General features: G+C 49.8%; 7 protein-coding genes. 6 read left to right on the top strand and 1 reads right to left on the bottom strand.

What is annotated here, in order from left to right:
* The first annotated feature begins 114 nt into the window (after nucleotides 1–114).
* Nucleotides 115–711 carry a CDP-alcohol phosphatidyltransferase family protein gene (locus H740_RS02900; RefSeq protein ID WP_002951124.1) on the top strand — a complete coding sequence of 199 codons (597 nt, stop codon included), beginning with the start codon at nucleotides 115–117 and terminating at the stop codon, nucleotides 709–711.
* Between the two features lie 594 nt (nucleotides 712–1,305).
* Here H740_RS02900 and hcp read toward each other — a convergent pair.
* A complete protein-coding gene (gene hcp / locus H740_RS02895; RefSeq protein WP_034957136.1) occupies nucleotides 1,306–2,616 on the bottom strand; it encodes a hydroxylamine reductase in 1,311 nt (436 codons plus the stop codon).
* 590 nt (nucleotides 2,617–3,206) lie between these two features.
* Here hcp and H740_RS02890 point away from each other — a divergent pair.
* The 5 genes from H740_RS02890 to H740_RS02870 form a co-directional block, all read left to right on the top strand.
* Nucleotides 3,207–3,845: a lysophospholipid acyltransferase family protein gene (locus tag H740_RS02890; RefSeq protein WP_002951119.1), complete on the top strand. Its 639-nt coding sequence runs from the start codon at nucleotides 3,207–3,209 to the stop codon at nucleotides 3,843–3,845.
* The gene (locus H740_RS02885) at nucleotides 3,826–4,182 is read left to right on the top strand and encodes a hypothetical protein (RefSeq protein ID WP_231679301.1); all 357 of its coding nucleotides are present in this window, start codon (nucleotides 3,826–3,828) and stop codon (nucleotides 4,180–4,182) included. The genes H740_RS02890 and H740_RS02885 overlap by 20 nt, the downstream gene beginning before the upstream one ends.
* Before the next feature lies 1 nt (nucleotide 4,183).
* On the top strand, nucleotides 4,184–5,113 hold the full coding sequence (locus tag H740_RS02880; protein WP_002951116.1) for a phosphatidate cytidylyltransferase: 930 nt from the start codon (nucleotides 4,184–4,186) through the stop codon (nucleotides 5,111–5,113).
* 7 nt (nucleotides 5,114–5,120) lie between these two features.
* Nucleotides 5,121–5,675 (top strand): DUF1287 domain-containing protein, encoded by a 555-nt coding sequence (locus H740_RS02875; RefSeq protein WP_002951111.1) that lies wholly within the window; start codon nucleotides 5,121–5,123, stop codon nucleotides 5,673–5,675.
* A gap of 38 nt (nucleotides 5,676–5,713) precedes the next feature.
* On the top strand, nucleotides 5,714–7,551 hold a 1,838-nt coding region (locus H740_RS02870), incomplete at its 3' end, for a bifunctional alpha/beta hydrolase/class I SAM-dependent methyltransferase (protein WP_002951092.1).

Here is a 7,551-nt window from a genome sequence, read left to right as displayed (position 1 = left end):
TTGTTCTTGAAGATTTGTTTTTGGTGGTTGATGAAGTTGTTGGTGTGCTCCTTTATTAAACTTTATTCAAGTATTTTTAGGGGAAAATACTAAATCAAAACTATTTGGAGCATCATGAGTATTTACGAGTTAAAACCCAAATTTCAAAACCTACTTCGTCCGCTAGTAAAGCGTCTTTATAATGCCGGCATTACGGCAAATCAAGTTACGCTTACGGCCTGCATTCTCTCCATTTTATTAGGTGTGCTGCTTACTAAATTTGCGGATATTTCAGTATTATTTTTTCTACTGCCGATTTGGATGTTTTTACGCATGGCACTAAATGCTATCGACGGTATGCTAGCACGCGAATTTAATCAAAAAACCCCGCTTGGAGGCTATTTAAACGAAGCTGCTGACGTTATTTCAGATGCCGCGCTTTATTTGCCGTTTGCTTTCGTGGCACCATTTGGATGGGGCATTATCGCGCTCGTTATTTTTCTGGCCTTTATAAGCGAGTTTTTAGGCGTTCTGGGGCAGGTGCACGGTAGCGGTAGGCGTTACGATGGACCTATGGGTAAGAGCGATCGCGCATTCGTATTCGGGCTTATAGGCACTATATATGCGGTATTTGGTCAGCTGCCCTCATGGTTTAGTTTGGCGCTTTACGCGGTGGCGCTTTTGCTTGTGCTTACCTGCATAAATCGCGTTAGAATGGGGTTAAAAAGTTAGTTTAATAAAATACGTGGCATAAATTTAAGGAATGAAGCAAAAATAGGATGACGCATTTTTGCAAATTTATGCCTAGACTCCCATAAATCAAACGATATAAATCTCAAAACAATATTCCGCTGCAATGCTATAACATCTGGCGTAGTTTACGGTACGGCCAAATTTGGTTTAAAAGTTTTATAAAACTAGCATAGGTTTAGTAGGCAAGCAATAAATCGCAATCCGCACTCAGATAAATTATTTAAAAAATAGCTGAAAAATGTAGCACGGTCGTGGCAAAACTTCATCAAAAAGATAGCCAAATTTACGAACGACGCAAGCTAGTCAAATTTATAAACTCTGTTTTTACTAAAGTTATCTTATTGTTAAGGCGAGCGGGCATTTTTGTTTAAGTTGTAGTTTTGGTGGTTAAGATCGCTTTTTATTAAGCAAAGACTATGTAATACTCGTGTTGTAAAACGAAATTTGTCGCCCGCCGAAATTTTAAAATTTAGCGAGCGGGAGCGGATTTGCGGGCGCGCGAGAAATCGCGAGAAATTCTGCGCGCTGTTTTATGCAGCGTTCGCGCGCCCGCAAAGATTGCCCAAGCGACGGTTATTCGCCCAGGAAGTATTTCAGATCCGCCTGCGCGTCGCCGCTAATTAGGCGAAGGCCGAAATTTTGCACCAAAAAGCCCAAAATTTCTTCGTTGAAAAACTCAGGCACCGTAGGGCCCACGTTGATATTCTTAACGCCTAGGCTAAACAGCGCAAGCAGGATGATGACCGCCTTTTGCTCCATCCACATCAGCACGATCGAGACCGGCAGATCGTTTACCGCGATGCCCGTAGCCTCGCTAAGCGCCAGGGCGATCTTGACCGCTCCGTTGCTGTCGTTGCACTGACCTAGATCGATGTAGCGCGGAAGCTCGGTGCCAGGCACGGTTCCAAAATCCACGTCGTTGAAGCGGAATTTGCCGCAGCTGGAGGTCAAAATCACGCAGTCCTTCGGTAGGCTAAGCGCTAGCTCGCGGTAATACTCGCGTCCCTTGCCGGGCGCATCGCAGCCCGCGATGACGAAAAAGCGGCGGATTTTGCCAGATTTGATCGCGTCTAAAATTTGCGGCGCGAGGCTCAAAATCGTCTTGTAGTGTCCGCCCGTTACCAAGCACTCGTCGCTATCCATACTCACGTCGCCGCATGCGAGCGCACACTCGATGAGCGGCGTAAAATCGTCGTTTTGGATATGCTTGATCCCGTCGGTGCCCGCGATAGAGTAGCCAAAGAGCCTATCTGCGTAGCTACAGGAGGAGCGAAGCGGCACGATGCAGTTGGTGGTCATCAAAATCGCGCCCTTAAATTCGTTGAAAAGCTTGGTCTGATCGAACCACGCCTTGCCGACGTTGCCTTTTAGATGCGGATACTTACGAAGCTGCGGATAGCCGTGCGCGGGAAGCATCTCGGAGTGGGTGTAGATATTGATGCCCTTACCCTCGGTCGCTTTTAGCAGCGCTTCAAGAGCGTGTAGGTTGTGTCCGCTAACCAAAATCGCCTTGCCCTCGACCTTGTTTTGGCTAACTTTAACCGGGGTCGGTACACCGAATTTTGCGGTATGCGCCTCGCTTAAAATATCCATCATCTGCACGCCTGCGCCTCCGACGGCCATCAGCTGCGCGATATGCTCGTCAAAGTTAAAATTTGAGTTCGTCAGCGTGAAATACAGCGTGTCCGCCATGACGGTATCGACCGCGCTAGTATCGGCGCCGAGCTCGTGCGCATGGTGGCGGTAGGCGCTAAGGCCTTTAAGTCCGAAAACCATAGTGTCTTGAAGTAACGCCAGCGTGGAGGTTTTACCGCAGGTGCCACGGTCTTGCCCTTTGGCGCCGCAGCCCTCGGGCGCGCTCATTTGACACTGATGACAGAACATCTCTTGATTGTAACTCACAGAAAATCCTTTATAAAAAATTAGTTGTAAATTTTAAGATTTTATTTATAATAACGACTTGATCGCCGTCAAGAAACGGCTAAATTTTATCAAAATTATTTATAAAATGAGAATTTAAAATTTCGCAACAGCGCGGTCGCTACTCAAATTTGACTAAGTTTTTAGAATTCTTAACTAAAGCTCGGCGGATTAGCACATTATGGAGTTAAGGCTGATTGCTGCGCAAAACAATCTGGCTAAAGATTTAAGCGGCCGCAGAGGGCAAAGAGAGCCAGGTCTCTTGCCTCGCTTAAAAAATGCGAATTTAGGTATAATAACGGCAAATATATAAAAGAATTTCATCATATTTTACTAAAAACAGCAAAGCGGTTTTGTAGACGGCAAGTTAGAGTCGTGGCCAAGCTCGGCCCAGGTTTCGTTAGGTCTATATTATTTGGAGTATCATGAGCGTTTGCGAGTTAAAATTCCTAGTTTCAAAACCCGCTTCTTTTGCCGGCAAGAGTTACGGCAAATTTCCGCTACTCGTCAAATCTGACGCACAGACAGGGCAAATTTAACAAAAAGGACGAAAGATGAAAGAGTTTTTAGCAGCCGCGCTTGATTTTATCCTTTGCCGTATCACGATATTTATCACGGGCGTGCGGCCGCCGCAGGAGCTTTTAAACATCGGCGAGGGCACTAAAATTTACTACGCAAACCACGCCAGCCACGGCGATTTTTTGCTGATTTTCGTCTCGCTGCCTTACCGCGTGAGAAAGCGCGTGCGCCCCGTCGCGGCGGCGGAGTACTGGGAGAGCGGGCCGGTGCGCAGGTTTCTTGCTAAAAACGTGTTTAACATGGTGCCGATCAGCCGCCACAAAGAGCCGTTAGAAGCGCTAGCGCAAATGAGCGAAGCTCTGCAGACGCACTCTCTCATCATCTTTCCGGAAGGCACGCGCAAGATGAACGACGATCTAGCGCTACAGCCGTTTAAAAGCGGGATTTTCCGTCTGGCGCAGCAGTGTCCCGCCGTCTCGTTCGTGCCCGTATGGATCAAAAACGCGCGAAACGTCCTACCTAAGGGCTTTTTCGTGCCTATTCCACTGCTTTGCGAGCTGATAGTGGGCGAGGAGATAACCTACGGCGGCGAGAGCAAGGGCGAGTTTTTACAAAAGGCGCAGGACGCGCTGCTAGCGATGAGCGATACGCAAAATGATAGAACGAAAGCCTGATTTGGCGGCTCTGGCGACGGCGGTAAATTTGAGCCCTACAAATCCGTCAAACGAAAAGAGAAAATTTGCGACCGATTTTTACGACAAATTTGACGGCGAGCCTTTTAAAACGGCGGCCGAAAACGTCAAATTTGAGCGCGAAACGGCGATCAAAACGCTCGCCGCGCCGCAAAAAAAATTTGACCCAAACGCAAGTTTAAAACGTGAGCAATTCTCGCTAACAAATTTAACCGTTCAAGCCGCCCGCACAGTAAATCAAACGCGCGCAAATTTTACTCGTTCGCAAGCTCCGAAGCGGGCGTCAAATTTAGCTTCAAATTTAACCAAAAGGCCCTAAAATGAACCCACAAAATCATATCTTAAATCTATTTTTAGGACTCATCGCGGTGCTAGTCGTCTCTAGCGTCGTGGCTTTTATCCTAAAGGCGAAATTTGGTGCCGAGAACAAAACCATCGCAAATTTGACCTCGCGCATAAACGCCTGGTGGGCGATGATTTTGGTGATTTTTGCGTTTACGTATATGGGCAAAAACGCCGTGATATTTTTGTTTTTGCTCGTATCTTTTGCCGCATTGCGCGAGTTTTTGTCGCTCATCTATATCCGCAGGGGCGATCATATCGCGCTCGTGGCGTGCTTTTACGTGATTTTACCCGTGCAGTATATCTTTATCTACGCTGATTGGTACGCGATGGCGATGATATTTATCCCGGTTTACGGATTTTTATTTTTGCCGATTTTGGCGGCTATTTGCGGCGATGCGGCCTATTTTTTAGAGCGCTCGACGAAGATCCAGTGGGCGCTGATGATCTGTGTCTTTTGTATCTCGCATATCCCTGCGCTTCTTTTGCTGGATCTTAAGCATGGCAGCGGCATGGAGCTGATGCTGTTTTTGGTCCTAGTCGTGCAGGCTAGCGACGTGTTGCAGTATATCTGGGGCAAGCTTTTTGGCAAACGCAAGATCGCGCCTAGCATCAGTCCGTCTAAAACCGTGGTCGGCTTTGCTGGCGGGGTTCTTAGCGCTAGCGCGCTGGCTGCGTGCTTGCATCATCTCACGCCTTTTGGCGCGGTAGGGGCATTTTTCATCGGGCTTGCCGTTTGTATGATGGGCTTTTTAGGAGGGCTTGTTATGTCTGCTATCAAGCGCGATCTAGGCGTCAAAGACTGGGGATATATGATCAGCGGGCACGGCGGGATGCTTGACCGTATGGACTCGCTGTGCTTTGCGGCGCCGATATTTTTTCACATAGTTAGATATTTTTACGCGTGAGGTTTTGATGAAAATTTGGAGCAAAATTTTACTTTTAGCGCTCGCGGCAAATTTAGCCTTTGCGTTTTCGGCCGGAAAGCTCGTACAAGACGCTAGGGCGCAGGTTGGACAGACGCTGTTTTACGATCCTTCGTACGAGAGACTAGCCTATCCGATGGGCGACGTGGATATGATAAAGGGCGTTTGCACCGACGTCGTGGTTAGGGCGCTGCGCGGGCAGGACATCGATCTGCAGCGGCTCATCCATGAGGATATGAGCGCAAATTTTAGCGCCTATCCTAAAAACTGGGGTGCGACAAAGACCGACAAAAACATCGATCATCGCCGCGTGCCAAACATCGCGACCTATCTAAAACGCAAGGGTTACGAGGCAAAGGGCGAGTTTAAGGCGGGCGATATCGTGACGTGGCGGCTGGATAACGGCAGGCCGCATATCGGCATAGTTTCGGATAAATTTGCCGGCGGCAAAACCCCGCTCGTGATCCACAACATCGGGCTTGGCGCGCAGGAGGAGGACGTGCTAAACGAGTACGAGATAATGGGGCATTTTAGGATAAAATAAGCGTAAAAACCGATAAATTTAAGCAAGAAAGGCGAAAAATGGAGTTTAAAGAGAGCTATTTTATAACGAGCGACGGGGCGAGGATATTTTACAGATACCGCCTGGCTGCGGACGTAGCGTGCGAAAACCCGAGTGCGGGCGAAGTAAATTTGGACTCGGATAGTAAATTTGACGGATCAAATTTGAGCGCCGAGGCCGCAAACGAAACGTCAAATTTGACTAGCGAGCAAGCAGGCGGCGCGGATGAAAATGCGGAGCCTGGTTTCGGCGACGAAGGTAAATTTGAGGGGATAGATTTACCAAACGGCGACGAAAATTTGGACTCAAATTTAAACGAAGCTAGCAAATGCGGCGCGTCAAATTTGAGCGAGACGCCGAGCGAAAACGCCGAGCAAAATCTAAAATTTAAAGCCGCGCCGAATGCCAAAGCCGTAGCGATATTTCACCGCGGGCACGAGCACTCGGGCAGGACGACGCACGTAGCAGACGGTCTAGCGGACGAGAGTTTGAGCTATTTTGCCTGGGATCAGCGCGGACACGGCAGGAGCGACGGAGAGCGAGGCGACGCGCCGAGTATCGGTCGTCTCATCGCCGACGTGGACGAGTTTGTGGCGCATATCGAGCAGAGATTTGGCTTTGAGACGCAAAATCTAGCCGTGATTGCCCAGAGCGTGGGCGCCGTGCTGGTCTCGGCGTGGCTGCACGATTACGCTGTGCGCGTTCGCTGCGCGGTGCTGGCAAGTCCCGCGTTTAGCGTGAAGCTTTACGTGCCGTTTGCCAGAGCGGGCTTAAAGGCGCTCTACTCCTCGCGCGGAAATTTTTTCGTAAACAGCTACGTCAAGGCGCACTATCTCACGCACGACAAGGAGCGCCAGGCTAGCTACGACGCCGACTCGCTCATCACTCGCGCGATCTCGGTGCGCATACTGCTGGGGCTTTACGAGGCGGCGCATCGCGTGGTTTCCGACGCCGCCGCGATCACGACGCCTACGCTACTGCTGATCTCGGGCGATGATTGGGTCGTGGAGCACGCCCCGCAGCACGAGTTTTACAACGCTCTTGGCGCGCGCGTAAAAAGGCGCGAGGTTTTAGAAGGATTTTACCACGATACGCTGGGCGAGAGCGAGCGGGAGAGGGCGTTTGAGATCATTCGCGAATTCGTCGGCGAGAGGTTTAGCGCGCCTTTTAGCGAGGTGGACTGCACACATGCGGACGAATACGGCTTTAGCCGCGAGGAGGCCGATAGGCTAGCAACGCCGCTGCCGAGATTTAGCCCGAAAAATTTGCGATTTAAATTTCAGCGGATATTTATGCAGGCGGTTTCGCCGTGGGTAGGCGGACTAAAGATCGGCGAAAATACGGGCTACGATAGCGGCAGTACGCTTGACTACGTCTACCGAAACGAGCCGCAAGGGGCGAATAAGTTTTTTAAATTTATCGACAAATTTTACCTAAACGCCATCGGCTGGCGCGGTATCAGGGAGCGCAAGCGAAAAATCAAGCTAGCTATCGATCAAGCCGTAGCAAAGCTGCAAGAGCGAGGCGAGCCGCTACGACTGCTCGACATCGCCTCGGGACACGGCAGATACATACTAGACGCAGCGCAGGGGCATAAATTTGAGCGCATAACCCTGCGCGACTATAGCGACATAAACGTAAAAGCCGGTAGCGAAATGATAAAAGAGCGCGGGCTGGAGGACGTCGCGAGCTTTACGCAGGCAAATGCGTTCGAAGCCGCTAGCTACGAGGGCCTGCAGGACGCATATACGCTTGGCGTCGTGTCGGGGCTGTTTGAGCTCTTCCCGGATAACTCGGTCGTGCGCACCGCGCTACAAGGCTTTGCAAGTAGCGTAAAAAGCGGCGGCTACCTCATCTA

Origin of the sequence: Campylobacter showae CC57C (assembly GCF_000344295.2) — a bacterium.
Classification (GTDB): domain Bacteria; phylum Campylobacterota; class Campylobacteria; order Campylobacterales; family Campylobacteraceae; genus Campylobacter_A; species Campylobacter_A showae_B.
This window is presented reverse-complemented; position numbering and strand designations above follow the sequence as displayed.

Bases quoted from the DNA above. Each gene is read 5' to 3' on its own strand.
- H740_RS02900 (WP_002951124.1), top strand. From the start codon at position 115: ATGAGTATTTACGAGTTAAAACCCAAATTTCAAAACCTACTTCGTCCG.
- hcp (WP_034957136.1), bottom strand. From the start codon at position 2,616: ATGTTCTGTCATCAGTGTCAAATGAGCGCGCCCGAGGGCTGCGGCGCC.
- H740_RS02890 (WP_002951119.1), top strand. From the start codon at position 3,207: ATGAAAGAGTTTTTAGCAGCCGCGCTTGATTTTATCCTTTGCCGTATC.
- H740_RS02885 (WP_231679301.1), top strand. From the start codon at position 3,826: ATGATAGAACGAAAGCCTGATTTGGCGGCTCTGGCGACGGCGGTAAAT.
- H740_RS02880 (WP_002951116.1), top strand. From the start codon at position 4,184: ATGAACCCACAAAATCATATCTTAAATCTATTTTTAGGACTCATCGCG.
- H740_RS02875 (WP_002951111.1), top strand. From the start codon at position 5,121: ATGAAAATTTGGAGCAAAATTTTACTTTTAGCGCTCGCGGCAAATTTA.